The sequence below is a fragment of the Pusillimonas sp. ANT_WB101 genome, assembly GCF_008369125.1.
Classification (GTDB): domain Bacteria; phylum Pseudomonadota; class Gammaproteobacteria; order Burkholderiales; family Burkholderiaceae_B; genus Allopusillimonas.
In genome coordinates this window covers 327,514-351,637 of the sequence record NZ_VOAY01000004.1, presented here as the reverse complement: position 1 = coordinate 351,637, position 24,124 = coordinate 327,514, and the positions used below count along the sequence as shown (strand labels likewise).

Sequence of the window (24,124 nt, the reverse complement as noted above, 5' to 3'; positions counted from 1 at the left end):
TGAAGGTGCGGCGCATCTTCATCACCGGGGCGAGTAGCGGCATAGGTGCCGCACTCGCCCTTTATTATGCCAAGCGGGGCGATCAGCTGGCGCTGGTGGGCCGTCGCGAAGCCGTGTTGCGCGCGCTGCGTGATAGCCTGCCTGTGCCCGCAGGTAACGAGGGTGGTGAGGGCCAGGTGGTTGATGATTCCACCAGATCTTTTAGCGACGAGCATGGCGATGGCCAGGTAGTTGCCGGTCTCAACAGGCCTTTTCGCGACGAGCATGGCGAAGACGCATCGCAGGCATCGACGCAAACGTTTACGCATCGTATTTATGTGCTCGATGTACGCGACCGTCAAGCGCTGCACGCCGCCGCCCATGATTTTCTGCGCGATGGCCCCGTCGATATAGTCATAGGCTGCGCTGGCATCAGCGTCGGCACACTTACCGAAGAACTCGATGATTTTCAGGTTTTCGAAGCCGTTGTGGCGACCAACCTTACTGCCACGGTTGCCACGTTTGAGCCTTTTGTCGCTGCCATGAAACAGCGCGGGCAGGGCGTGCTGGTGGGCGTGTCCAGTGTGGCGGCCGTGCGCGGTTTGCCGGGTGCAGGCGCCTACAGTGCTTCAAAAGCTGCAGTACGTGCTTACTGTGAAAGCCTGAGGGTTGAGCTGGGGCCGTCGGGCGTTAAAGTCGTTACGCTTGCGCCCGGGTTTATTCAAACGCCCATGACGGCCCACAACCCTTACAAAATGCCTTTTCTCATGCCTGTAGGCGTCTTTGCGGCCAAGGCCGCCCAGGCTATTGACCGTGGCGTCAGTTACAAGGTCATCCCATGGCAAATGGGCTGGGTCGCCCGGCTGCTGCGCCTGGTGCCTGATTGGCTTTATGATCGTGTTGCCGTGCGTCGCAAGCGCAAGCCCAGGTCACCCGCAAAATAAACGTAAGTATTGCGGGCGCTGCGCCGTTTACTCATTGGCGTAAAAATGCGGGCCAGCCATGGCCTATAAGGCGGTGGGCCAGTGACGGTGCTGGCCCCTACTGGGCTGGAGGCGCTTGGCCTTACCGAGGCCGATGACTTGGCATTTGAAGAAGGTCGCGGTGCTGCGCGCTACACCCACCGGTGTCACCCCACGTCGTCAAAGGCTACGGTGTCAAGGTGTGCCGTCTTGCCCCACTCTCGCATCACCCATTTTCCACTTTCGTATATCGAAAACTCATTGATGCTGGTATTTAATATGGGGCCGGGCCGGGGGGCTTCGAGCGTCTGCTGGTCGCACAGGCGCCAGGCCATATCGATGACACCGCCGTGCGAAAACACCAGAATCTTCTGCCCGGCATGCAAGGTGGCGATGTGCTCAAAGGCCTGGCGAATCCGCGTATTGAATTCTTGCAGCGTCTCGCCGTTGGTGATGGGCGCGTCGGCAGAACGTAAGGCGGCCTGGACGCCGATTTCTTCCAGCTTGGCCCAGTCTTGCCCCTCGTAAATACCGTAGTTGCGTTCTCGCAACGACGCATAGGTTTCCACCGGCTTGCCAAGGTGGCCTGAAGCAATGCGCGCCGTTTCTGCAGCGCGACTCAGGTCGCTGCTAATGATGACGTCGACGTTTACATTAAAGCCTGGAGGGTGCAAAGCCAAAGCCAACTGCTCTGCCTGGCGCACGCCTTTGGGGTTCAGGGGAATATCAATCCAGCCCTGCAGGCGTCTTTGGGCATTCCAATCGGTTTCGCCATGGCGGATAAGCCAAAAAGAGGTGTAGTTCATTGTTGCGGTCGCACATGCGAAAAGTAGATGTTTAAAATAATACGCTTGCTTTTGAGTGTAGCCCGTATGTGTCGGATCAGCTTTGCGTAGGCGCGCTGTTGCGGGCGGCTTTTTTGGTGTGTTTTGGCAGATCAATGCGGTGGCCCTTGCTGTATGGTGCATCCAAACCGTAAACTCTCGCCTCAGCGCATGATTAAATCCTAAAAACAACCAAGGCAAACTCCCATGTCCAATGCTTATTTTCCCCGCTGGCGCCGCATACAGGGCGATACCAGCGGTGTCGTCGTGCAGCCTGATGAGTGCCTGTCAGTGCCACAGAACATCGCCATGGGTGCCCAGCACGTTGTGGCCATGTTTGGCTCCACCATTCTGGCACCGCTGCTTATGGGTTTTGACCCCAACGTCGCCATTTTGATGTCCGGCGTGGGAACGCTGATTTTCTTCCTGTTTGTCGGCGGCCGCGTACCCAGCTATTTGGGGTCCAGCTTTGCATTTATTGGTGGCGTTATTGCGGTGACGGCGTACTCGGGCAGTGGGCCCAATCCCAACATCGGTGTTGCGCTGGGTGCCATAATTGTCTGTGGTCTGGTCTATACCTTGATCGGTCTGCTGGTGTGGTGGGCAAATGTTCGCGCCGGTGGCGCATCCGCCTGGATAGAGGCCTGGATGCCACCGGTCGTCACAGGCGCTATTGTTGCAGTGATTGGCCTGAACCTGGCCCCCATTGCTGCCAGAGGGGCTATGGGCGGGTCAACGTTTGAAGCACTCATGGCCTTGATGACGGTGTTGTGTGTGGGTGGTATTGCGGTGTATACCCGCGGCACCACTCAGCGGCTGTTGATTCTCGTGGGGTTGCTGCTGGCCTGCGTCATTTATGGTGTGCTTACAAACGGGCTGGGTCTGGGCAAGCCCATTGATTTCAGCGTTATTGCCGCTGTGCCATGGTTGGGTCTGCCGCACTTTGCGGCTCCTGTCTTCGAACCACACGCCATCAGTGTGATTGTGCCTGTCGCCATTATTCTTGTGGCTGAAAACCTTGGCCATATCAAAGCCGTCAGCGCCATGACAGGCCGCAATCTTGACGTGTATCTGGGCAGGGCGTTTGTTGGGGATGGCATTGCCACCATGGTGTCGGGCGCGGTCGGTGGAACCGGCGTTACCACGTATGCCGAAAATATTGGCGTTATGACTGTAACGCGCATCTACTCCACCCTGGTTTTTGTGATCGCGGGCCTGATTGCCATTTTGCTGGGCTTTTCTCCCAAGTTTGGCGCGCTGATCCAGGCCATACCGGGGCCGGTGCTGGGCGGCATGTCAATTGTGGTGTTTGGTCTTATTGCGGTTGCGGGTGCGCGTATCTGGGTGATCAATCAGGTTGATTTCAGCGATAACTGTAATCTTATCGTTGCGGCGGTCACGCTCATTTTGGGTGCGGGCAATTTTTCAGTGCAAATAGGTGCTTTCAAGCTTGACGGCATAGGCACGGCCACGTTTGGGGCCATTATTTTGTACGCTTTGTTAAAGCGAGGCAGAAACGCCAGGCAGTAAACCAAGGTGTAGTCAAAGCCGAAATCGTTTTGTAATCAAGTGCTTCCAGGTTTCTTGATTTTAGGCAAGACAAAACTCAGCGGGGACTTGCAATTTTTCCCGACTTTGCCGACAATGAACACATACCCCCGGTTCACAAATACGGCCGGGGGTTTGTTTTGGGCTGATCCCGCATTGTTAAATCGATAACAATCAGCAATGCCGGCGCATCATGCTCACGGGTTGTTTTAAGCCCGGTGTCTTGTCTGGCTAGTTCGCCGCCTTGGGCCTGTATTTACAGCGTCAGGGGGCCATTAACCAGACAGGACACTCAACTACCTATTGTTTCAGGCGCTCCCTGTAAGGAGCGTCTTTTTACTTTTAATTCAGGAAGATTATGTCCACGATACCGTTGACTGCACGTGGTGCTGAGCGCTTGCAAGTAGAGTTGCACCGTTTAAAGACTGTAGAACGCCAAGAAGTTATTACCGCCATCGCCGAGGCGAGGGCGCAGGGTGACCTGTCTGAAAACGCCGAGTACGACGCCGCGCGTGAGCGCCAGGCTTTTGTTGAAGGTCGTATCCGCGAGCTTGAAGGCACGCTGTCTAACGCGCAAATCATTGACCCATCGGCCCTTGATACTGATGGTCGGGCTGTGTTTGGCGCAACCGTCGAAATTGAAGACCTTGAATCGGGCGAGCGCGTTAAATACCAGATCGTCGGCGATGTCGAAGCCGATATCCGCTCCAACCTTATCTCGGTGTCGAGCCCTGTGGCACGCGCACTCATTGGCAAGTCAGAGGGTGACGTTGTCGAAGTGCGCGCGCCTGCCGGCGTGCGCGAGTACGAAGTACTTAGCGTCAGCTATCAATAATCTGCCAACGCCAACTGTTTTTCTCGCCAACAGGCCTTATACTTCAGGCCTTACTTAGCGTTTTCCGGCACGAGGCCCACGCCTTGCGCCGGCGCGCAATGACATCGCACTGCCAGATCGGCGAGGTATGCCGTGTGCATCGCGTTCAGTAAGAGAGCTGGTTTTGCGTGCACGGGGTGACAAACTGCCGCCAGTGGCCTCGGGCGATTTGGGTTTAGGTGTACGCCGACGCCGCTTAATGCCTTCAGCCGCCTGTTTTTTGGGTGTATAGGGCTCGGACGGCTTGCGCACTGCGCGGGTCATGTTTAGGGCTTCGACGGCGGCGCGCTCGGCTGCCAGGTCTGGGCGGTACAAAATTAATGTTTTGCCAAGGTGATGCACCGGCGCACACGAAAGCGTGTCGCAAATGGTGTCGTACATGGCGGTTCGGGCTTCACGGTCATCGCCGGCGACCCGCACCTTGATAAGCTGATGGGCGTTCAGGTTAAGGTCTATTTCTTTTAGAACAGATTCTGACAGGCCGCGGTCGCCGATGAGCACGACCGGACGCAAAGGGTGGGCCGCGGCGCGAAGTTCGCTGCGCTTGTTTGAGGTAATGTCGAGTTTAGGCATGTTGGAATTGTACGGGAATGGCCAAGAAAAAATTCTCAAAAGAATGGGTTATGCAACATATTAACGACCCATACGTCAAAATGGCGCAACAGAAAGGGTATCGGGCACGTGCGGCGTTCAAGCTGCTCGAAATTCTTGATACCGAAAAACTGATGCGTCCGGGCGATGTGGTGGTTGATTTGGGGTCAGCCCCGGGCAGTTGGTCACAGGTGGCCCGCGAACGGCTTGCAGACCCTGAGGGCATCATACAGGGGCGGGTTATTGCGCTCGATATGCTGCCCATGGAGGCTATTGCCGGTGTGGAGTTCATTTTGGGCGACTTTCGTGAAGATGAAGTGCTCGATCAACTGTCAAAAAAACTGAATGGCCAGCAAGTAGACCTTGTAATGTCAGATATGGCCCCCAACTTGTCAGGTGTGAGCTCAGCCGATTCGGCACGAATTCAACATGTGTGTGAACTCGCGCTCGAATTCTCTTGTAGTCATCTTAAGCTCGACGGCACGCTTATTGTCAAGGCCTTTCATGGAAGTGGCTTTTCCCAGATCGTGGAAACCTTCAAGCAGCACTTTCATCGGGTGGTCGAACGCAAGCCTAAAGCATCGCGCGCGAAGTCGTCGGAAACCTTTCTGGTGGCCTCAAAATTCAAGCCCCGTTGACAGACGGGTTTTACAAACCAGCATTCGATCTATCGGGTAGAATGGCTTAATTGACATACTTGTTTTGCTGCCGTGATTGCGGGGGTTTGGCAAGCTTAGGTTACAAGTAGGAGATTGGCTTTGAACAACTCATTTTCCAAGGTTGCGATCTGGATGGTGATCGCGCTCGTGCTGTTTACAGTGTTTAAACAGTTTGACGGGCGCCCCGCCACAACAGATACAGTAACTTACACCCAGTTCATGAATGATGCACAGGCAGGCCGCATCAATAAAGTGGACATCCAGGGCGACACGTTATACGTTACGCCTGATGCCGGGCGACCGTATAGCCTGACATCGCCTGGCGATCTGTGGATGGTGCCCGAACTCGTCAAGAGTGGTGTGCAGGTGTCCGGCAAGGCGCGTGAAGAGCCGTCTTTCCTGACCAGCATCTTCATTTCGTGGTTCCCCATGCTGCTGCTTATCGGCGTGTGGGTGTTCTTCATGCGCCAAATGCAGGGTGGCGGCAAGGGCGGGGCATTCAGCTTCGGTAAATCCCGTGCACGCATGATGGACGAAAACACCAATCACATTACCTTTGCCGACGTGGCTGGGTGTGATGAGGCCAAAGAAGACGTACAAGAGCTGGTTGATTTCCTGCGCGACCCCACAAAGTTTCAGCGTCTGGGTGGCCGTATTCCTCGTGGTGTACTCATGGTGGGCTCGCCCGGTGTAGGTAAAACCTTGCTGGCAAAAGCCATTGCGGGTGAAGCCAAGGTGCCTTTCTTCAGTATTTCGGGCTCAGACTTCGTCGAAATGTTTGTCGGCGTGGGCGCGGCACGTGTGCGCGATATGTTCGAAAACGCCAAAAAACAGGCGCCATGCATCATATTTATTGACGAACTCGACGCGGTAGGCCGCCAACGTGGCGCAGGCCTGGGTGGTGGCAACGACGAGCGTGAACAAACACTTAACCAGTTGCTGGTTGAAATGGACGGTTTTGAAACTGGCGTGGGTGTACTGGTTGTCGCAGCCACCAACCGTCCCGACGTGCTTGACCCAGCGCTGCTGCGTCCGGGCCGTTTTGACCGACAAGTGGTTGTATCGCTTCCCGATATCCGGGGTCGTGAGCAGATTCTTAAAGTTCACATGCGCAAAGTGCCGCTGGCCACTAACGTCGATGCCTTGGTGCTCGCACGTGGTACGCCAGGTTTCTCAGGTGCCGATCTGGCCAACCTGGTGAACGAAGCTGCATTGTTTGCCGCGCGCCGCAGTGGTCGCGTGGTTGACATGAGCGACTTCGAAATGGCCAAAGACAAGATCATTATGGGTGCCGAGCGCCGCTCGCTTATCATGCCTGAAGAAGAGCGTCGCAACACGGCGTATCACGAGTCTGGCCATGCTCTGGTTGCGCGTATGCTTCCCAAAACAGATCCGGTGCACAAGGTAACCATTATTCCGCGTGGTCGTGCACTGGGTGTAACCATGCAATTGCCTGATGGCGACCGTTACAGCATGGACAAAGAGCGTTTGCTCAATACCATTGCGGTGTTGTTCGGCGGGCGTATCGCTGAAGAAGTCTTCATGAACCAGATGACCACAGGCGCTTCCAATGACTTTGAGCGGGCAACTGCCATTGCTCGCGACATCGTTACGCGCTATGGCATGACTGACTCCCTCGGCCCGGTGGTTTATGCTGAAAACGAAGGCGAAGTCTTCCTCGGTCGCAGCGTCACCAAGACAACGCACGTGTCAGAAGCCACCATGCAAAAGGTTGATCACGAAATTCGCAGCATTATCGATGAGCAGTACACCGTTGCACGTACCATCATCGAAAATAATCGTGACAAAATCGAGGCCATGACGGCGGCGTTGCTTGAGTGGGAAACCATCGACGCAAACCAGATCAATGACATCATGGAAGGCCGGCCACCACGTGCGCCACAGCCGCCGGCTGTCAGCAACGAGCCGTCTGACAAGACGCCTCCTGCGGGTCTGGCCAGTGCTGGTGGCGATACGGCAACCACCCCGGTCTGATAATCTGAACTCTCCCACACAATGAGTTCAGTACTGGTCTGCGGGCGCTTCGAGCTTAGCCTTGAACGCCCGCTTATCATGGGTATCGTCAACGTTACCCCTGATTCCTTCTCTGATGCCGCGGCCCATTTCGATGCAGATGCAGCGGTGGGCCATGCGCGTCTGCTTATCAGCCAGGGGGCTGATCTGCTCGATATTGGCGGCGAGTCGACCCGGCCAGGTGCCGTGCCAGTCAGCGCCGCAGAAGAACTCGACCGAATTCTTCCCGTTATCCACGCGTTACGTAGTGATGGCATTCCGCTGTCTGTTGACACGTTCAAGCCCGAGGTTATGCGCCAGGCCATAGCTGCTGGTGTCGACATGATTAATGACGTGTATGGGTTTCGCCGTGAAGGCGCGATTGAAGCTGTGTCACATGCCCGGTGCGCGCTGTGCGTCATGCACATGCAAGGCGAGCCCAAAACCATGCAGCAGGCTCCCCACTATACCGACGTAGTGGCCGAGGTGGGGCAGTTTCTGGCCGAACGGGCCGATGCGTTGCGATGGGGTGGCGTGGCGGCAAACCGCATTATTCTCGATCCCGGCTTTGGTTTTGGCAAAACGGTCGAACAAAATTTTCTTTTATTGCGCCAGCTCGATAAGGTGCAGAACCAGGGGTACCCCTGGCTGCTTGGGCTGTCGCGTAAATCCATGATAGGCCATGTGGTTGGCCGTAACCCCGCTGAGCGTGTTGCCGGTAGTGTTGCGGCGGCGCTGGCCGGAATCGCCCGAGGGGCGCATATACTGCGTGTTCATGATGTGGCCGAGACTGTCGATGCGGTCAAGGTGTGGCGCGCAATCGAATACGGAGTTTCTAATGTCTGAGCGCAAATATTTTGGTACCGACGGTGTACGGGGTGAGGTGGGCGGCCCCACCATCAACGCAGAGTTCGCCCTGCGGCTTGGCTATGCGGCTGGGCTTGTGTTTGCCCGCCATCATGGCGGCCATGGTCGTCCCTCTCTGGTCATCGGTAAAGATACGCGTATTTCGGGCTATATGCTCGAGTCAGCGCTTGAGGCCGGTCTGTCGGCAGCGGGTGTTGATGTGCTGCTGGCCGGTGTAGTACCGACGCCAGCAGTGGCATACCTGACCAGGGCTTTGCGTCTGACAGCAGGCATTGTCATTAGCGCCTCGCATAATCCATTCCAAGACAATGGCATCAAGTTTTTCTCGGCCCAGGGCACCAAGTTGCCAGACGAAATCGAACTTGAAATCGAAAAAGCCATTGGTGAGCCGCTTAATTGTGTAGGTTCTGAAGCGCTGGGGCGTGCGCGCCGTCTTGAAGACTCCACAGGTCGTTATATTGAGTTCTGCAAAAGCACCTTCCCCAACGAGCTTGACCTGTCCGGCCTATCCATTGTCGTCGATGCGGCCAATGGTGCAGCCTATCGCATTGCTCCGCACGTATTTCGCGAGCTGGGTGCAGAGGTGCACGCCATCGGGTGCGAACCTGATGGCCTCAATATCAACCATGGCGTGGGTGCAACGTATCCTGAGCACCTGGCGGCTCAAGTAAAGGCGCGTGGTGCAGATCTGGGTATTGCCCTTGATGGTGATGCCGATCGGCTGCAAATGGTGGATAGCGATGGCCGCATTTATAACGGTGACGAGCTGCTGTACGTTATTGTGCGCGACCGCATGGCAACTAACCCCGTCGCTGGGGTTTCGGGCACGCTAATGACCAATCTGGGTCTTGAGAAGCAATTGCAATCTCTGGGTGTGTCTTTTGAGCGTGCCAATGTGGGCGACCGCTACGTGCTTGAGTCGCTTCAGAAACGTGGCTGGCTTTACGGTGGCGAAAGCTCGGGCCATTTGCTCTGTCTCGATTGCCACACTACAGGTGACGGCATTATTGCGGCACTGCAGGTACTTACCGCCGTACGGCATGGTGGCAAGACGCTTTCCCAGTTGCTCGAAGATCTCAAAATGTACCCCCAGAAAATGGTCAACGTGCCATTGGCTGCTGGCGTGAACTGGAAGTCGCATGCTGGGTTGCAAGCCGCCAGAGAGGAAGTCGAGAAAATGCTGGGTGATCGGGGGCGTGTATTGATCAGGGCTTCAGGCACCGAGCCAAAACTGCGTCTTATGGTTGAGGCTGAAGACATGAGCCTGGTCGAAGACGGCATACAGCAACTGGTTGCCGTTGATCTCAACTGAGCGTCGGCTTAGTTTTTCTTTGACTCAACGGTTTCGATCTCGAAGTCAAAGCCGGCCTTAACCCATTCGCGTTTTTCGGCTCGTAACGAGTAGTCTGACAGAGGACGCTCTGCGAGCCAGTGGGCTTCGACCCTGACCGTGATGGTGCGGTTGTCGACGGCGATTGAAACCGGCAGGTTTTCTGCCGTTTCGCGCCGGCGTGACAGCAGCACAGCCAGCCGCAAACACAGCAGAGTAAGCCATTGGGGCCGCGACGGCGAGCGGGCACGCAGTTTGGATATTTTGCCGTGATGCCCCAGCGCAAAGAACGCCAGCAGTTGTTGGTCATCGTTGGAGAAACCGGGCATGTCGGCCTTCTCCAGAATATACGCACTGTGTTGATGGTAGTTGGCGTGTGCAATGCTGAGCCCGATCTCGTGAAGATCGGCCGCCCATTCCAGTGTGCGCTGCAGCTCTTGGTATTCTGGCACGTTGTCTTCAGGCTTTAGCTGGCTAAAGAAGGTGAGTGCCAGGTTTTTTACGCGCTCTGACTGGTTGATGTCAACATGGTAACGCTTCGTAAATTGCCGCACGGTTTCGTGACGCTTGTCGTGTTCTGAATCACGGCCCAGCAAATCGTACAGCACGCCGACGCGTAACGCGCCTTCTCCTGGCGCCATGGCCTTAATGTTTAGCTCCTGGAAGGCCGCCAGCATAATGGCCAGCCCGCCTGCGAGCACAAGCGAACGATCGCGCTTGAGGCCGGGCAGTGCATCCATGACGACCTCGCCATCTTGTATTAGCTTGGCCTTGAGTTTTTGCAGGCCTTCAAGCGTGATGCCTTTTTTGGACATGCCGCTTTCCTGAAGCACCGCAATCAGGCCTTTGGCTGTGCCTGACGAGCCATACGCTTCTTGCCAGCCTGCTTTGCGATAAAGCCTTGAAATACCTTCAAGCTCTCTTCGTGCTGAAATTTCGGCACGCTCCATGCGTTCGGCGTTAATGTGGCCGTCGGGGAAGAACTTGCGCGTATAACTGACGCAACCCATGTACAGCGAAGACAGATACATAGGTTTGAAGCCTTTGCCGATAATAACTTCGGTTGAGCCCCCGCCTATGTCTATCATGAGGCGCCGATTATCGGAAGGCGGTAGTTCGTTGGTAATACCCGAGAAAATAAGTCGTGCTTCTTCTTGTCCTGAAATAATCTCTATGGGGAACCCTAGCGCATCCTGACAGCGCTGCACGACCTCAGCAGCATTGCGGGCGATACGAAACGTGTTGGTCGCAACAGCCCTTACCCGGTCGGGGTGAAACCCTACCAGCAGCTCGTTAAATCGCTTGAGTACGCTGATGGCGCGCAGTATGGAGATTTCGTCGACTATCTTGTCATCGTTAAGCCCGGCAGCGAGCCGGACGGACTCCTTCATTCTGTCGAGGGAATAGATCTGGGCATTCCCATCTTGTTGCACGACGCGTCCGATAGATAGCCGGAAGCTGTTGGAGCCAAGGTCGATGGCGGCAAGCAGGTGGTCCATTAGGGGGCTCTTGAACTAGGTACGGTGGGGATTATAGTGGTCGATCCGCCATAAAGACGGGATTCATGTTTCAGAAAGCCGTGCAAGTGGCGAAAAGCTTGAGGTTTCTATAGTATTGAGAGCATCCCTGCCGGTTTTCATGCATGAGTAACAGGCGTTTGTTAAATCAGGTTTTTTTATCTCAAAAGTAAAGCATTTATGTCGTCTGAGCCGTTAAACCCGCCTTTGCTCAATCGCGAATTGTCGCTGCTGAAATTCAACGAGCGGGTTATGGCTATGGCTGAGTATCCTGACGTGCCGCTGCTCGAGCGTCTGCGGTATCTGTGCATTGTCAGCTCCAACTTGGATGAGTTTTTTGAAATTCGCATATCCAGCTTGAAAGAGCAGCAGCGCCAGACACCTGGCCTGGTCGGCCAGGATGGGTTGACGCCCAGTCAGGCATTCGACCTCGTGCAACAGGCAGCCCACAAGCTGATTGATCGGCAAAGCAGGATGCTCACCGGGGCAGTATTGCCAGCGTTAGAGAGGCAAGGCATTGTGTTGCTTGAGCCTGTTTTTTGGTCAGACACCCTGCGGCAATGGGCTTACGACGTTTTTAACCGTGATGTCATGCCCATGCTTACCCCCATCGGGCTTGACCCTGCTCATCCGTTTCCGCGTGTATACAACAAAAGCCTCAACTTCATCGTGTCGCTGTCGGGGCAAGACGCCTTTGGCCGCAGCGCATCAATAGCCATCGTACAGGCACCACGTGCCTTGCCACGTGTCATGAGGGTGCCAGACAGCGTTTCGGGTGTGCCGCACGGGTATGTGCTTTTGTCGGCGCTGATCAGTGCCTTTGTGGGAGACGTGTTTCCGGGCCTTGATGTCAAAGGCGTTTATCAGTGGCGGGTAACGCGCAACAGCGACCTGTTCGTCGATGAAGAAGAAATCACCAATTTGCGACAGGCACTGCAAGGTGAGTTGTCCCAGCGCAATTTTGGTGCGGCGGTACGGCTTGAAATTGACCATGCCATGCCCGAAGCGCTGGAGGTGTTTCTGCAGCACGAGTTTTTGTTGCAGCCGCACGATACGTATCGGGTAATTGGGCCGGTCAACCTGTCGCGGCTTTTGCAGCTGTGCAACACCATTGATCGCCCTGATCTTTTGTTTCCCAAGCACGATCCCTGCGTGCCGCCACCGTTCGATGTGCTAACCGACAACGCTGACGAGCTCTTTGCCCTTATTGCGCGCAAAGATCGTCTGTTGCACCACCCGTATCAGTCGTTTCAGCCCGTCCTAAGTTTTCTGCGTGCAGCTTCACGCGACCCGGCAGTCGTTGCCATCAAGCAAACCATTTATCGCACGGGCGAAGACTCCGAGCTCATGCGTCTGCTGCTGGCCGCAGCGCGAGCCGGCAAAGAGGTTACTGTGGTGGTTGAACTCATGGCCCGGTTCGACGAGCAGACCAATATCAATTGGGCTGCCCGGCTCGAAGAGGTGGGAGCGCACGTAAGCTATGGCGTTGTGGGTCACAAGACCCATGCCAAGATGATGCTGGTGCTGCGGCGTGAAAAAGGTGCGATCCGTCGTTACGGGCATTTGGGTACGGGCAACTATCATCCGCGTACGGCACGTCTTTACACTGATTTTGGCCTGCTTACCGCAGATCAGAAGCTGTGCCACGATCTGGATAATGTGTTTTCTTTGCTTACTGGCCTGGGCGCACGACGTCCGTTGCAGTTGTTGTTGCAGTCGCCCTTTACGCTGCACGAATCCATGCTGGCGCTATTGCGTGACGAAGTGCTTAATGCCAAAGCTGGCAAGAAGGCCCGTATTATGGCCAAGATGAATTCCTTGCTTGAGCCCGTTATTATCGAGGCGCTGTACAAGGCCAGCCAGGCGGGGGTACAAATAGACCTGATCGTGCGCGGTGCCTGCGCATTGCGCCCTGGGGTGCCAGGCCTGTCAGAGAACATACGCTTGCGTTCCATTATTGGTCGCTTTCTTGAGCACGCCAGAGTCTTTTATTTTTATGCAGATGGCACAGAAAAAGTATATTTATCGTCGGCAGACTGGATGGATCGTAATTTTTTCAGGCGCGTAGAAATTGGCTTTCCTGTGTTGGACAAAGCGCTTAAAAAACGTGTGATCAGCGAGGCACTAACTTACGCGCTGCGTGACAATCAGTTGGCCTGGCGAGGCTTGTCTGATGGCACCTATGTCAAGGTTAAAGGCAGGGGCAAGCCATTGAATTTGCATGAGCATCTGTTGCAGACATTAAGCGATCAATAAACCATGGCATTGTCATGAACATGTCATATTGGCTGCGTACTATGACGTTCTTGACAGGGTGTACCTGTCAATGACATGCAACAGATTCCAAAAGGACTTCTTCATGCTTAAACGCGTTTTTGTGCAAGTTTCTGTCAGTATCGCATTGGGTGCGGCCTCGCTGGTCGCGCATGCCGCAGACATTACGGGTGCAGGTGCTTCGTTCCCCTTTCCTATCTATGCCAAATGGGCTGCTCAATATCACAAAGAGACAGGAAATCGCGTTAATTACCAGTCCATCGGTTCAGGCGGTGGGCAGCAACAGATTATTGCAAAAACAGTTGATTTCGGCGCCTCTGATGACCCCATGAAGGCCCAGGCTCTTGAAGAAAACCAATTGCTGCAGTTTCCTGCCATTATCGGTGGCACGGTTCCCGTCGTGAACGTGGCCGGCATAGAAGCGGGCCAGATGAAGCTTTCGGGCGCTGTTCTCGCCGATATCTTCCTGGGTAAAATTACCAAATGGGATGACGCAGCCATCAAGACGCTTAATCCTGACCTGAAACTGCCTTCTGCCTCAATTATCGTGGTGCACCGGTCTGATGGTTCCGGCACGACGTTTGGCTGGACCAATTATTTGTCCAAAGTGTCGCCTGACTGGAAACAAAAAGTAGGCGAAGGCAAAGCGGTCAAGTGGCCTGCAGGGCAGGGCGGCAAGGGCAACGAAGGGGTTGCGGCGTATGTGCGTCAGCTTAAAAACTCGATTGGCTACGTTGAGTATGCTTATGCCAAGCAAAATCAGCTGCCCTGGGCGCAACTGCAGAACAAAGACGGCAAGTATGTACAGCCTTCACAAGAGTCGTTTGCGGCGGCAGCAGCCAATGCCGACTGGAAAAAAACACCTGGTATGGGGGTAGTGCTCACCGACGAGCCAGGTGCCGATTCATGGCCTGTCACGGCGGCCAGCTTTATTCTGATCCACAAGACGCAGCAAAAACCCGAAGTGGCAAAAGAGGTTCTGGCTTTCTTTGACTGGGCATTCAAACAAGGTGGCGAGATGGCGCAAGGGCTTGATTATGTACCTTTGCCCCAAGCAGTTACCAGCCAAATTACCGAATCCTGGAAAACCGACATCAAAGCGACTGACGGCAGCGCTGTCTGGAAGTAAAACGCGACGATCCGGGGTCACGGCCCTGTGACCTGGCTGGGACGGGCCGCGAAGGTGGTACCGTCCCAATTGTGTGAAAATGACGCCTTTGAGCCCTAGCGCCCAAACCTCACCTACATGCTTTATATAATTGGCACTTCCAGAAAGCCAGAAGATACACATGAAACATAACCGGAACGCACTGTTCGATGCCGTGTTCAAAAACCTGACGCGTACGTTTGCGTTCTTGGTGTTCGTGCTGCTGGGTGCCATTATGGTGTCGCTGGTGTGGGGTAGCCGCCAGTCGATTGCCGAGTATGGTCTGGCATTTATCTGGACAAATAATTGGGACCCCGTCCAAAATATCTACGGGGCCATGGTACCTATTGCCGGAACCCTGCTCACGTCGCTGATTGCGTTGGCGATTGCGGTGCCAGTGTCGTTCGGCATTGCCATGTTTCTGACCGAGCTGTCTCCCACCTGGCTGCGGCGTCCGCTGGGTACGGCCATTGAAATGTTGGCGGCCATCCCGTCCATTATTTATGGCATGTGGGGGCTGTTTGTGTTTGTGCCTGTTTTTCAAGAATACGTGCAGCCTCATGTTATTGACCTGTTCGAAGGGGTGCCGGTATTGGGCGATATTTTTGCCGGCCCGCCATTTGGTATCGGCGTCTTTACAGCTGGGCTTATTCTTTCGATTATGGTTATCCCTTTCATCACGGCTGTCATGCGTGATGTGTTTGAATTGGTCCCCCCCATGCTGAAAGAGTCTGCCTATGGTCTGGGCAGTACAACCTGGGAGGTTGTCTGGAAGGTGGTGTTGCCTTTTACAAAAACAGGCGTTATTGGCGGCATCATGCTTGGTCTGGGCCGGGCACTGGGCGAAACCATGGCGGTCACCTTTGTCATTGGTAATGCGTTCAATCTTCCATCGTCGATTTTTTCGCCATCCAACTCAATTGCCTCAGCACTGGCCAACGAGTTCAACGAGGCCGGTGGCATGCAAAAAAGCGCGCTGCTTGAACTGGGGTTGATCTTGTTCTTGATCACCACGGTTGTGCTGGCGTTTTCCAAACTCATGCTGCAGCACCTCGCCAAGGGCGAGGGTACTTCGCACTAGGCAGGGCCACATCATGTTTTCTTCTAATTCGACGATTGGTCTTGCAAACCCCGTATATCGTCGGCGACGCCGGTTCAACCAGATCATGCTGGTGCTCTCGAGTGCCACCGTGGTATTCGGCTTATTCTGGCTAAGCTGGATCATTCTTACCCTGCTGGTAAAAGGTGGCAGCGCACTTTCGCTTACCTTGCTTACCCAGTCGACACCTGCGCCCGGTGCTGCTGGTGGCCTGCTCAATGCCATACTGGGCAGTGTCATGATGGCAGCGGTGGCCACGCTTGTCGGCACGCCGATTGGTGTGCTGGCGGGTACGTATCTGGCTGAATACGGTAAACGTGGCTGGTTGGCCCCGGCCACGCGTTTTTTAAATGATGTGTTGCTTTCAGCGCCATCTATTGTTATTGGCCTGTTTATTTACGCGGTATACGTTGCCCAGGTCGGCCATTATTCTGGTTGGGCGGGTTCATTTGCCCTGGCCATACTGGTTATACCTGTTGTGGTGCGCGCGACCGACAATATGTTGCTGCTGGTGCCAAACAGCCTGCGCGAAGCGGCGGCAGCCCTGGGGTGCCCGCAATGGCGAATAGTGGTGTTTATCAGTTACCGCGCAGCCCGTTCGGGCATTATGACCGGGGTGTTGTTGGCAGTTGCCCGCATTTCAGGTGAAACCGCACCTTTGCTTTTTACCGCGCTGAACAACCAGTTTCTCAGTTTGAACATGAACGCACCTATTGCCAACTTGCCAGTGGTTATTTTCCAGTACGCAGCCAGCCCGTTTGAAGACTGGAATCGCCTGGCCTGGGCAGGCGCTGTCATGATCACCTTGCTGGTGCTGGGCATTAATATTCTGGCTCGCAGCCTGTTCCGTAAATAACTTGAACGCCAGGCCCCCTGGCCTGGTCGGGAACCATTCATGCATAACAAACCTCCTGCCGAACGCATCAAGCTGGAAGTCAAAAACCTTAATTTCTACTACGGTAAGTTTCAGGCCATTAAAGATGTAAACCTGTCTATCCAAGAAAACAAGGTCACTGCTTTTATCGGGCCCTCAGGTTGCGGCAAGTCCACACTGCTGCGCACGTTTAACCGCATGTTCGAGCTTTACCCAGGCCAGCGCGCTGAAGGCGAAATCAATCTTGATGGCGAAAACCTGCTGTCCTCCAAGATGGATATTTCGTTAATCCGCGCCAAAGTTGGCATGGTGTTCCAGAAGCCTACGCCGTTTCCCATGAGCATTTACGACAATATTGCGTTCGGGGTGCGTCTTTTTGAGCGGCTCAGCAAGGGTGAGATGGACGAGCGTGTAGAGTGGGCACTGACCAAAGCAGCGTTATGGAATGAGGTAAAAGACAAGCTCAATCAAAGCGGCAACGGGCTTTCAGGTGGGCAGCAGCAGCGCCTGTGCATTGCGCGCGGGGTAGCCATCAAGCCTGAGGTATTGCTGCTCGATGAACCGTGTTCGGCGCTTGACCCCATTTCTACTGCCAAAATTGAAGAGCTGATCGCCGAGATTAAGTCTGACTACACGGTGGTTATTGTCACGCACAACATGCAGCAGGCGGCCCGCTGTTCTGACTACACAGCCTACATGTATCTGGGCGAACTCATGGAGTTCGGTGAAACCGACCAGATCTTTGTCAAGCCGGCCCGCAAAGAAACCGAAGACTACATCACCGGGCGTTTTGGCTGATTTTTTTGATTTATTCTGGGCCAGATCTTATACAGCGTGAGTGAGCGTGCACTGGGTCTGGCTACTGCTCATTACCGGCACAGCAAAATCATCTGCAGTGGACTGCATCAGCTTGTGACGCGAAGGCATAGGCTCAGAGAGCGTGGTCCCGCCTATTGGTGCCCAGATCTGGGCGCCAATGGGTGGAGCAGATTGGCTCTATATCACGGTCGTCTACAGTATTAACTCTTTCGTTTGTTTCGATTATTTTGTTTATAATGGGCGCGTACTTTCTGACTCATCGGAGTCTTCCATGTCAAACACGCCGCTGTTCAAAATGACCCTTCCAGTCGAGTGCGAGAGGAAAGCGGCTGTACAAGGCCAGCGCGCCTTGGCGGCTTATCTTGCCACTAAGTTCGAGACCCAGAGCATCCAGATTTTCGACGATCATAATCGGGCACACCAAGTCGAGTTACCGACATCGGCATTGCGTCTGCTCGTCGATGTTCTGGCCGAGTTGGCGGATGGCAACGCCGTTCAAGTCGTCCCCATGCATGCCGAGCTGACCACCCAGGAAGCGGCTGACCTTCTTAATGTCTCGCGACCGCACTTAGTTAAACTTCTTGAAGACGGTTTGCTACCGTTTCACAAGACGGGCAAGCACCGCCGCGTACGGTTTGCCGATCTGATGCAGTTCAAGACTGAACGTGAACGTGTCAGCGGCCAAGCTATGGAAGAACTGGCGAAGCAGGCTCAGGAGCTGGCCCTGGGGTACGAGTGAGGCATTCATCATTTACTGCCGTCTACGATGCTTGCGTCCTGTATCCCGCACCGCTGCCGGATTTTTTGATGTGGCTGGCGCTCTCAGGGCGGTTTCGTGCGCGCTGGAGTGCGCAGATTCACAATGAATGGAAACGCAATCTTTTGCTAAAGCGCAGCGATCTTAAGCCTGAGCAACTGGACCGCACATCGGCATTGATGGATCACGCTATCCCAGACGCCTTGGTCACTGGTCACGAGCCCCTCATCGCCGGGCTGATGCTGCCCGATCCTGAGGATCGGCATGTCTTGGTCGCTGCCATTCGTTGCAGTGCCAGCGTCATCGTAACTTTCAACCAAAAAGATTTCCCGAACACCGCGCTGGCTCCGTTCGGCATCGAAGCGCAGCACCCGGATGAGTTCATAGAGAACCTATTCGATTTGGATCAGGCTGCGGTTATCTCAGCCGCCCAGCGCCATCGTGCCCAACTCAAGAACCCCACGATAAATATCGATCGCTACCTGGATGTGCTGCTGCGCCAGGGGCTGGTTCAGACTGTCAAGGTACTGAGCCCCTATCAGTCTATTCTTTGACGAGTAGTGTGGTACGGGAAAACAAGAGGCAGCCTCAGATTACTCTGAGGGCTGCGACGACGCGAGGCGTCAATTAAGGCTGGCTTAGCGACGTTTCCAGATTTAAGTAGATGCCGCGGGGTAGACCGGCCATGCATTACACATGGCCGTCTAACTTACTTGCCCGCTTTGTCCTGTGCCTTTTTCCAGGCGCCAATAATGCTTTCATAGGCGGCGGCGGCTTTCATAGGGTCGGTGGCCTCGATTTTGATGTCTTTCAGGTTAGGCAGTTCCGTGAGCGACGCCACGTCGATGTCCGAGCGGCTGGGTCGACGGAAATTGTCGGTAAGCTCAGCCTCCTGAACATCTTTGGACAGCAGGACGTCATAAAGCTGCTCAGCGGCCTTGTCGCCATTTTTGGGGTTTTTGATGATGGCCACGGCCTCGGGCGCAACAAAAGCGCCTTCTTCCGGATAGACGATTTTTATTTCTTTCTGGCCGCCGGCGATGTAGGCATAGGCTGCGTATTCCATGGTAATGCCAACTGCATACTCGCCGTTGGCCACGCTTTTGTAGATTTGCGCGGAGCTACGAGAAATGTCGGCGTTGGCGACCAGCTTGTCGAAGCCGTCCTGACCGAATAGCTGATACAACCCGTACATCTGGTCGTAGGTGCTGCCTGACGAGCCAGGGTCACCGACGATGAGCTTGCCTTTCCATTTGGGGTCAAACAGATCAGCCCAGCGCGTGGGTGCGGCCATGCCCTTGAGTTGCTTGTCGTTGATCATGATGACCATGACGTGCACGTTGCTGCCTGCCCAGAGGTTGTCTGGACCGATAAATCGCGGGTCCAGCCCCTTGGTTTCGGCGGACTGATAGGGCTGGAAATTCTGTTTATAGGCTGCCATGGTGCCAAAACCGGCGCCCCAAACTACGTCGCCCAGCGGGTTGGCAGATTCGGCTTCGATGCGTTTCATGAGCGCACCCGTGCCGGATGTCACTTTCTGAATTTTCAGATCTGGCGCCTTCTTGCGGGCTATGTCCAGCGCGGTTTCGATGGTCTGGACATTGTTCGATGTGTAGACGATGGCGTCGGCGGCGACGGCAGACGTTCCGGCGAGTAGCGCGGCGCTGCCAAGTGTGGCGGCAATGCAGTGCCTGAGATAACGTGGGTTGAACATGGTGCCCCTCCTGGAGTTATTAGAATCAACGGCTTGAGAATAGGTCGAGCTTGAGAAAACGCACGGCCAGGTAAATGGGAACGATGATGACGATCATCAAAATTACGCCATAGGCGGATGCCCGGGCAAGAAACCCTGCGTCAATCTGACGGAACATCTGTATGGGCATGGTTTCCATGCCGCCGTAATACAGCACAATGGTGGCGGACAGTTCGGCCAGCGACGTCACCCACATGAGTATGGCTGCACCAAATATGGCAGGCTTCATCACTGGCAATACTACTTTGAAAAAGCTGGCAATGGGCGAGACACCAAGATTGATGGACGCTTCTTCGATGGAGTCGGGAATGCTGTACAGCGATGCGGAGGCCGAGCGTATAGAAAACGGTACCTTGCGCACGAATAAGGCCGAAGCCATGATGACCCACGTGCCAGTAAGAATAATGGCCCCGCTGTTGTAGGTATGGATTAGCGCAATGCCCAGTACTGTGCCGGATATAGCCAGTGGCAGCATCACCACGTAATCAAGAATGGTGACAGACCAAATACGTTTCTTGACAATCAGGTAGCTGGCGAGGGTGGCAAAACAGGTGCCGGCAATCGCCGCCACGCTGGCCAGCATCAGTGAATTGAGTATGGGCTCTGGCGCAGTACGCACTGCGCGTTCCATGTTTTCGAATGTCCATGTGCCGTATTTCATGACGGGGCCGCGCGCTTTGGTAAACGCACCAATGACTACAATGACGGCAGGTATCATGGAAAACGCAACAAACAGGGTGGCCCATGCTGTCAGCAACACTGCCGTCAGGCCGCGTGCGCGCACGGCCAGGGGAGCACGCCCCTGCGACATCTGATAGGTTTTTCTTTCGACCACACGCTTTTGTACAAAGAGTACAAACCCGACCAGCACCACAGACACCACGGCCAGCACGCTTTGCATAATGGGGTTGCCGCCCATCTCTGACAGAAACGTGGTGTAGGTGAGCGACGAAAGCACGTCGACCCGCCCGCCCAGAATCATGGGGATGGAAAAGTTGTCGACGGCCAGTGTAAAGACAATCATGGCGTTGATGAGCAGGGCCGGAGCCAGAACGGGTAGTGTTACGGTGAGGGTGCGGCGCAGATCGCTTGCGCCCAGGTTGACCGCTGCTTCTTCGATGGCGCCGTCTATGGCCTTGAGCGCGGCCAGCATGCCGATGTACACATAGGTGTAATCATTCAGAATGAGCGCGAAGGTCATGCCGAACCAGCCGTAAAACGACGGCAGGTCTATGCCTATGCTTTCGAGTGCCAGGCGGACAATGCCGTTGTTGCCCAGCAGCATGAGCCAGGCCTGTGACACAACGATATCAGGCAGGATGATGGTGGCCAGCGGTAGCAGCGCCACTATGCTTTTGCCGGGGAAGTCAAAACGGGCCACAATATACGCAAGCGGCGCACCCAGCAATACTGCACCCGTTGTCGACACGGCACCCAGAATTACGGTGTTGGTGAAAGCCTGCACATAGCGCGGGTTACCGAAAAAGCTCCGGAACCCGGCAAGACTGAGCTTTCCGGTTTGCGGATCAATGCCGCTTTGATAAAAGAGCGATGCCAGGGGCCAGATAACCAGCGCAATAAGCGCGGCCAGACAGAACAAAGACGGTATCAGCCATGGAGAGCGCAGGCGTTGCAGGTTCATATTCATGGTGGTCGTGTCAGGCGCGAACTAGCCGGCATTCAGGGCTGAAACTCAAGAATACGGCCGTTCCGGGAGCATAAGCCGCATCGTTGGCAGCGGGTACATCGACGTTGATCGTAGCGCCGTCCGACAGGCGCAGGGCGTAAGTAGCCTTGAAGCCGAGGTAGCGCCGGTAGAGAACCTGGGCCGAGATACGGCCTGGGGCATCGCCATCTGGGTGCATGGTGATGTGTTCCGGGCGCGCTGCCAATTGCCAGTCGGCACCCGAGACGACGCCGGGCACGTGAATATGGCCACCAGCAATGCTGACCTGCATGCTGTCGGCCTGCGTCGCGAGGCCCTGCACGGTGATGAGGTTGGCGGCGCCGATGAAGTCTGCCGCGTACGACGTGGCAGGGCGAGCATAAAGCCCTTCGGGCGTATCAAGCTGATCTATTCTGCCCTGTCGCAGCAGCGCGATTCTGTCGGACATGGACAGGGCCTCTTCCTGATCGTGCGTAACAAAAATGGCTGTGATCTTGGATTCTTGCTGCAGCTGGCGAATGACATCGCGCATCTGTATGCGCAGCTTGGCGTCAAGATTGGACAGCGGCTCGTCCATCAGGAGCACACGCGGCTCGATGACAAGTGCTCGCGCAAGAGCTACTCGCTGGCGTTGGCCGCCAGACAGCTCGCCCGGATAGCGTTTGGGCAGGTGTCCCAACCCTACGCGTTCCAGTATTTGACCCACCTTGTCGGCGATCTGGCGTGAAGAAAACTTACGCACTCTCAGGCCGTAGGCAACGTTGTCAAACACAGTTTTATCAGGGAAGAGTGCATAGTCCTGAAATACCATGCCGGTTTCGCGCTTGTGCGCCGGCATGTAGGTGATGTCTTGTTCATCGAGCCGCAGGCGGCCCTCGTCGGGAACAATGAAGCCCGCGATCATGCGCAGCAGGGTGGTCTTGCCACATCCGCTAGGCCCAAGAAGCGTAAAGAATTCGCCATGCCTGACTTGCAGGGACAGCTTATCGATGATGGTTACGTCCCCGTAGCGTTTAGTGACGCCTTCTATCGTAATTTCGGCCATGAGTGTGATGAGTGTAAGCAGATATAAGGTATGCAGCATACCTGATAGTAGAAATACAGGAGATACAGGGTTCTCATGGAGCGCTGCAGGCAGGGTAAATAGAGATTGACAGAAGTTGAGTGCGGGCGCACATTTGAAACAAGGGATCGCAAACCAAGAGGTCGGCATGGAACCACCATGCGCTACGGCTTTGTTGAGGAGGCGTCCCATGGAGCAACAGAAAAAGTCATCCGTCATCAGTCGGCGTGCCGTGCTGCAGTTGGCCGCAGCAACAGGGCTGGCGCAACTGGCCCCGCCCATGCTTATTCAGGCGCGCGGCGAACAATCAGTTCGACTCGGGCTCGATAACCCGCTCACTGGAACGTATGCCGCCACCGGCAAAAACGAACTTACTGGTTGTCAGCTTGCCGTTGAGCAGATCAACGCTAAAGGTGGAATACTCGGCCGTCCAGCCGAGTTGTTAATTGAGGACTCCACCAGCGGTGACGCTGGCACGGCGGTGCAAAAAGCCCGCAAGCTGATCGACCGGGACAAGGTCAATTTTCTGCTGGGCAATGTCAACTCGGCATTGTCGTTGGCCATGGCCGAGGTCAGCCACGAAAAAGGTGTGCTACACGTTGTTCCTGGTGGGCACACCGATGCCGTCACCGGTACGTCTTGTCACTGGAACGTGTTTCGCGTGTGCAATACAACGCGCATGCTCACCAACGCTATTGCCAAAACCCTGATGGAAAAATACGGGAAGAAAATGTACTTCCTGACTTCTGACTACGCGTTTGGGCATACCCTTCAGGACGGCTACGACGCCAATCTGAAACAGTACAGTGGCACCAAGCTGGGGGAGGATCTCATTCCCTTGGGCACCACAGACTTTTCGTCTTATCTTATCAAGGCGCAGGCGACCAACCCGAACATCATTGTGTTTCTGATGAACGGCGATGACCTGCTCAATGCACTCAAGCAGGCCGTGCAGTTCGGCCTCGAAAAGCGCATACACCTGGCTGGCGCTAATACCGAACTGGAGGTGCTGGAAGGCCTGCCCCCCGAAGCGCGTATTGGTGACTGGGTGGCAGAGTGGTATCACGTGCAGCCCAATGTGCCGCATGTGGACGAGTTTGTGGCCGCCATCAAAAAGAAAACAGGTAGGGTGCCAACCGCGAGGACATGGTTTGGTTTTGTTGGGGCGTGGACATGTGCGCTCGCGGCCAACAAGGCCAAGTCACTGGATGCCGTCAAGATGGCGCAGGCGCTGCAGGGCATGGAGTTGCCACCTGAAGTCGGGTTGATGCCCGATACGCCGTTTTATCGAAAAGATCAGAACCAATTGATCGGGTCACTCTTCGTGGGCCATGCGCAGGCCAAGGGAAGTACACCGGATGATCTTTTCCATGTAGATACGATTGTGCATGGCAAAGATGTGGCGGGCACGGTGGAGGAATCCGGTTGCAAGATGGTCTGGCCCAAGACTTGATTGCAGCAGAGACGGCAGAGGCAGCAGAGGCAGCCGCACGAGCACCGCATGAGCA

Annotated in this window: 21 protein-coding genes; 15 read left to right on the top strand and 6 right to left on the bottom strand. The window is 55.1% G+C overall.

Annotated elements, in window-relative coordinates:
- Positions 1–5 precede the first annotated feature (5 nt).
- A complete protein-coding gene (locus FQ179_RS17750) occupies positions 6–923 on the top strand; it encodes an SDR family oxidoreductase (RefSeq protein ID WP_149398643.1) in 918 nt (305 codons plus the stop codon).
- Positions 924–1,108: 185 nt separating this feature from the next.
- Here FQ179_RS17750 and FQ179_RS17745 read toward each other — a convergent pair whose 3' ends face one another.
- Positions 1,109–1,747: a histidine phosphatase family protein gene (locus FQ179_RS17745; protein WP_188074648.1), complete on the bottom strand. Its 639-nt coding sequence runs from the start codon at positions 1,745–1,747 to the stop codon at positions 1,109–1,111.
- A gap of 225 nt (positions 1,748–1,972) precedes the next feature.
- On the opposite strand from FQ179_RS17745, the gene FQ179_RS17740 reads away from it, so the two are divergent.
- On the top strand, positions 1,973–3,295 hold the full coding sequence (locus tag FQ179_RS17740; protein ID WP_149398641.1) for a solute carrier family 23 protein: 1,323 nt from the start codon (positions 1,973–1,975) through the stop codon (positions 3,293–3,295).
- Positions 3,296–3,671: 376 nt separating this feature from the next.
- Entirely contained in the window at positions 3,672–4,148 is a 477-nt protein-coding gene (gene greA, locus FQ179_RS17735) for a transcription elongation factor GreA (protein WP_149398640.1), read from the top strand.
- A gap of 54 nt (positions 4,149–4,202) precedes the next feature.
- On the opposite strand, the gene FQ179_RS17730 is transcribed toward greA, so the two are convergent.
- Positions 4,203–4,760 (bottom strand): YhbY family RNA-binding protein, encoded by a 558-nt coding sequence (locus FQ179_RS17730; protein WP_149398639.1) that lies wholly within the window; start codon positions 4,758–4,760, stop codon positions 4,203–4,205.
- Between the two features lie 17 nt (positions 4,761–4,777).
- Between FQ179_RS17730 and FQ179_RS17725 the strand changes: the two genes are divergently transcribed.
- From FQ179_RS17725 to glmM, 4 genes are all read left to right on the top strand, one after another.
- Positions 4,778–5,416 carry an RlmE family RNA methyltransferase gene (locus FQ179_RS17725; protein ID WP_149398638.1) on the top strand — a complete coding sequence of 213 codons (639 nt, stop codon included), beginning with the start codon at positions 4,778–4,780 and terminating at the stop codon, positions 5,414–5,416.
- Positions 5,417–5,536: 120 nt separating this feature from the next.
- Entirely contained in the window at positions 5,537–7,432 is a 1,896-nt protein-coding gene (gene ftsH, locus FQ179_RS17720; protein ID WP_149398637.1) for an ATP-dependent zinc metalloprotease FtsH, read from the top strand.
- A 21-nt stretch (positions 7,433–7,453) separates the two neighbouring features.
- Positions 7,454–8,296: a dihydropteroate synthase gene (folP, locus tag FQ179_RS17715; protein ID WP_149398636.1), complete on the top strand. Its 843-nt coding sequence runs from the start codon at positions 7,454–7,456 to the stop codon at positions 8,294–8,296.
- The gene (gene glmM, locus FQ179_RS17710) at positions 8,289–9,629 is read left to right on the top strand and encodes a phosphoglucosamine mutase (protein WP_149398635.1); all 1,341 of its coding nucleotides are present in this window, start codon (positions 8,289–8,291) and stop codon (positions 9,627–9,629) included. The genes folP and glmM overlap by 8 nt, the downstream gene beginning before the upstream one ends.
- A gap of 8 nt (positions 9,630–9,637) precedes the next feature.
- On the opposite strand, the gene FQ179_RS17705 is transcribed toward glmM, so the two are convergent.
- Positions 9,638–11,146 carry a Ppx/GppA phosphatase family protein gene (locus tag FQ179_RS17705; protein ID WP_149398634.1) on the bottom strand — a complete coding sequence of 503 codons (1,509 nt, stop codon included), beginning with the start codon at positions 11,144–11,146 and terminating at the stop codon, positions 9,638–9,640.
- A gap of 198 nt (positions 11,147–11,344) precedes the next feature.
- On the opposite strand from FQ179_RS17705, the gene ppk1 reads away from it, so the two are divergent.
- From ppk1 to FQ179_RS17670, 7 genes are all read left to right on the top strand, one after another.
- Positions 11,345–13,420, top strand: coding sequence for a polyphosphate kinase 1 (ppk1, locus tag FQ179_RS17700; protein ID WP_149398633.1), 2,076 nt, complete (start codon positions 11,345–11,347; stop codon positions 13,418–13,420).
- Positions 13,421–13,523: 103 nt separating this feature from the next.
- The gene (gene pstS / locus FQ179_RS17695) at positions 13,524–14,567 is read left to right on the top strand and encodes a phosphate ABC transporter substrate-binding protein PstS (RefSeq protein ID WP_149398632.1); all 1,044 of its coding nucleotides are present in this window, start codon (positions 13,524–13,526) and stop codon (positions 14,565–14,567) included.
- A gap of 160 nt (positions 14,568–14,727) precedes the next feature.
- Positions 14,728–15,666: a phosphate ABC transporter permease subunit PstC gene (gene pstC / locus FQ179_RS17690; RefSeq protein ID WP_149398631.1), complete on the top strand. Its 939-nt coding sequence runs from the start codon at positions 14,728–14,730 to the stop codon at positions 15,664–15,666.
- A 13-nt stretch (positions 15,667–15,679) separates the two neighbouring features.
- Entirely contained in the window at positions 15,680–16,540 is an 861-nt protein-coding gene (pstA, locus tag FQ179_RS17685) for a phosphate ABC transporter permease PstA (RefSeq protein WP_149398630.1), read from the top strand.
- A 39-nt stretch (positions 16,541–16,579) separates the two neighbouring features.
- Positions 16,580–17,356, top strand: a complete 777-nt coding sequence (gene pstB, locus FQ179_RS17680; RefSeq protein ID WP_149398629.1) for a phosphate ABC transporter ATP-binding protein PstB — start codon at positions 16,580–16,582, stop codon at positions 17,354–17,356.
- A gap of 292 nt (positions 17,357–17,648) precedes the next feature.
- The gene (locus FQ179_RS17675; RefSeq protein ID WP_149398628.1) at positions 17,649–18,116 is read left to right on the top strand and encodes a helix-turn-helix domain-containing protein; all 468 of its coding nucleotides are present in this window, start codon (positions 17,649–17,651) and stop codon (positions 18,114–18,116) included.
- Complete coding sequence (locus FQ179_RS17670) at positions 18,113–18,688, top strand: putative toxin-antitoxin system toxin component, PIN family (RefSeq protein ID WP_149398627.1); 576 nt, start codon at positions 18,113–18,115, stop codon at positions 18,686–18,688. The genes FQ179_RS17675 and FQ179_RS17670 overlap by 4 nt, the downstream gene beginning before the upstream one ends.
- A gap of 155 nt (positions 18,689–18,843) precedes the next feature.
- On the opposite strand, the gene FQ179_RS17665 is transcribed toward FQ179_RS17670, so the two are convergent.
- The 3 genes from FQ179_RS17665 to FQ179_RS17655 are packed head-to-tail and all read right to left on the bottom strand — an operon-like array spanning position 18,844 to position 22,637.
- A complete protein-coding gene (locus FQ179_RS17665; protein ID WP_149398626.1) occupies positions 18,844–19,848 on the bottom strand; it encodes an extracellular solute-binding protein in 1,005 nt (334 codons plus the stop codon).
- 25 nt (positions 19,849–19,873) lie between these two features.
- Positions 19,874–21,535 carry an iron ABC transporter permease gene (locus FQ179_RS17660; RefSeq protein WP_255475050.1) on the bottom strand — a complete coding sequence of 554 codons (1,662 nt, stop codon included), beginning with the start codon at positions 21,533–21,535 and terminating at the stop codon, positions 19,874–19,876.
- Between the two features lie 10 nt (positions 21,536–21,545).
- Entirely contained in the window at positions 21,546–22,637 is a 1,092-nt protein-coding gene (locus FQ179_RS17655; RefSeq protein WP_255475049.1) for an ABC transporter ATP-binding protein, read from the bottom strand.
- Between the two features lie 169 nt (positions 22,638–22,806).
- Between FQ179_RS17655 and FQ179_RS17650 the strand changes: the two genes are divergently transcribed.
- Positions 22,807–24,069 carry an ABC transporter substrate-binding protein gene (locus tag FQ179_RS17650; protein ID WP_149398625.1) on the top strand — a complete coding sequence of 421 codons (1,263 nt, stop codon included), beginning with the start codon at positions 22,807–22,809 and terminating at the stop codon, positions 24,067–24,069.
- The last annotated feature ends 55 nt before the right edge of the window (positions 24,070–24,124 follow it).

Excerpts from the sequence above, each read along its gene's own strand:
- FQ179_RS17745 (WP_188074648.1), bottom strand. The coding sequence starts at position 1,747 with ATGAACTACACCTCTTTTTGGCTTATCCGCCATGGCGAAACCGATTGG.
- FQ179_RS17740 (WP_149398641.1), top strand. The coding sequence starts at position 1,973 with ATGTCCAATGCTTATTTTCCCCGCTGGCGCCGCATACAGGGCGATACC.
- greA (WP_149398640.1), top strand. The coding sequence starts at position 3,672 with ATGTCCACGATACCGTTGACTGCACGTGGTGCTGAGCGCTTGCAAGTA.
- FQ179_RS17730 (WP_149398639.1), bottom strand. The coding sequence starts at position 4,760 with ATGCCTAAACTCGACATTACCTCAAACAAGCGCAGCGAACTTCGCGCC.
- FQ179_RS17725 (WP_149398638.1), top strand. The coding sequence starts at position 4,778 with ATGGCCAAGAAAAAATTCTCAAAAGAATGGGTTATGCAACATATTAAC.
- folP (WP_149398636.1), top strand. The coding sequence starts at position 7,454 with ATGAGTTCAGTACTGGTCTGCGGGCGCTTCGAGCTTAGCCTTGAACGC.
- glmM (WP_149398635.1), top strand. The coding sequence starts at position 8,289 with ATGTCTGAGCGCAAATATTTTGGTACCGACGGTGTACGGGGTGAGGTG.
- FQ179_RS17705 (WP_149398634.1), bottom strand. The coding sequence starts at position 11,146 with ATGGACCACCTGCTTGCCGCCATCGACCTTGGCTCCAACAGCTTCCGG.
- ppk1 (WP_149398633.1), top strand. The coding sequence starts at position 11,345 with ATGTCGTCTGAGCCGTTAAACCCGCCTTTGCTCAATCGCGAATTGTCG.
- pstS (WP_149398632.1), top strand. The coding sequence starts at position 13,524 with ATGCTTAAACGCGTTTTTGTGCAAGTTTCTGTCAGTATCGCATTGGGT.
- pstC (WP_149398631.1), top strand. The coding sequence starts at position 14,728 with ATGAAACATAACCGGAACGCACTGTTCGATGCCGTGTTCAAAAACCTG.
- pstA (WP_149398630.1), top strand. The coding sequence starts at position 15,680 with ATGTTTTCTTCTAATTCGACGATTGGTCTTGCAAACCCCGTATATCGT.
- pstB (WP_149398629.1), top strand. The coding sequence starts at position 16,580 with ATGCATAACAAACCTCCTGCCGAACGCATCAAGCTGGAAGTCAAAAAC.
- FQ179_RS17675 (WP_149398628.1), top strand. The coding sequence starts at position 17,649 with ATGTCAAACACGCCGCTGTTCAAAATGACCCTTCCAGTCGAGTGCGAG.
- FQ179_RS17665 (WP_149398626.1), bottom strand. The coding sequence starts at position 19,848 with ATGTTCAACCCACGTTATCTCAGGCACTGCATTGCCGCCACACTTGGC.
- FQ179_RS17660 (WP_255475050.1), bottom strand. The coding sequence starts at position 21,535 with ATGAATATGAACCTGCAACGCCTGCGCTCTCCATGGCTGATACCGTCT.
- FQ179_RS17655 (WP_255475049.1), bottom strand. The coding sequence starts at position 22,637 with ATGCTGCATACCTTATATCTGCTTACACTCATCACACTCATGGCCGAA.
- FQ179_RS17650 (WP_149398625.1), top strand. The coding sequence starts at position 22,807 with ATGGAGCAACAGAAAAAGTCATCCGTCATCAGTCGGCGTGCCGTGCTG.